Genomic DNA, 1,460 nt, shown 5'->3' on the forward strand with positions numbered 1-1,460 from the left:
TCAAACAGGTGGTAATGAATCTTCAAATCCTGGAAGTGGAAGTACTACAAATCCAAGTGGTCAAGGTTCAAACAATGGTGGAACAACAAATCCATCAGGTGGTTCAAATAATAACACTCCTGAAACTACTCAACATTCAACTCCGCAAGCTTCACCTAATACAGGAGAAACTCCAAATGTAACACAACCACCAAAACAAGGCGAATCTGGTGCAACTCCTGATAATACAACTAAAAATGAACACGGAGACCAAGGTTCTAATAATGTAGATTCTGAAGCTGAGAAAAAGAAGAAAGAGCAAGAAGAACAAGCAGCTAAACAAAAAGAAGCTGAAGATGCTCTTAAAGCAAAGAAAGAACAAGCTAATACTACTATTAGTGGTTTAATTAATTTATCTGATGAAGAAAGAAAAGTATTTACAGATAAGGTTGAAAAAATTACAGACCCAACTAAATCTGACGAAATTGATGCTGTAGTTGAAGAAGCAAAAGCAAAAGCAAAAGATGCTGAAAATAAGAAAAAACAAGAAATGAATCCTGGCGGTAATGCTAATTCTAATGCCAATAATCAAGAGGGATCTGGTAGTGAAAATTCTCAAGAAGGAGAAGCTTCACCACCAGCAACAGGAGACGCAAAGCAAAATGCTGATCAGGAGTTAAAAACAAAAAAAGATACTGCAAAATCAACAATTAATGATTTAAAGAATTTATCTGAAAGTGAAAAGAAAACATTTACGGATAAAATTGAATTAATTACTCAATCTTCTAGGGAAGATGAAATCAAAACTATAATTGATGAAGCAAAAGCACTTGATTCTAAAAAGCTAGCTATTAAAAATAAATTAACAATTAAATCTTTTACAAAGAACGGAAATTATTTAAAACTAACTATCTCAACATCTGATGAAACATATAATAAAATCAAAGATAATACACTAGTTTTAGAATTTAAAAATAATAACAATCTATTCGTTAAAGATAGCACAGGAACTTGAAAAGATCGAAATACTGGAAAAACACTTTATAATGTAAACAATGTAAGTAAAAATGGTGTTACTACTTTTGATGTAGAAACATTATCTCCATGAGCTAATTTTGGTAAGGTAACATTAAAAGTTGTTTCTATCGTTTCTTCAGCTGATAAAACAAAAATGAATATATTAAACAATGAAAGTAGCGAAATTAATCTAGCATAACAAACTTATACAAAGCGTCATTAATAATTATAAATATTACTAAACAATTAAATATAGAGATTCAAACTCTCTATATTTTTTTATATAGTAGAAAATAAACTTTAATGTTCAAATAAAAAGGCAAGATGCAATCGCTTTAGCTTTAAACAACAACCAATTAAACACACTCTCTTAAAACTATATAAACCGGAACATTTACCTAGAAAGTCCTTTTTTTTTTTTTTGCAGCACGAAAAATTGAATTTAGAATTGCTCTATATTTCCC

At 29.9% G+C, this 1,460-nt stretch carries 1 protein-coding gene; it reads left to right on the forward strand.

The annotated features are described in order from the left end of the window. On the forward strand, positions 1–1,195 hold a 1,195-nt coding region (locus UDIV_RS04065; RefSeq protein WP_038103706.1), incomplete at its 5' end, for a GA module-containing protein. Positions 1,196–1,460: the final 265 nt, after the last annotated feature.

The sequence above is a fragment of the Ureaplasma diversum NCTC 246 genome, assembly GCF_000731915.1.
GTDB classification, from domain to species: Bacteria; Bacillota_I; Bacilli_A; order Mycoplasmatales; family Mycoplasmoidaceae; genus Ureaplasma; species Ureaplasma diversum.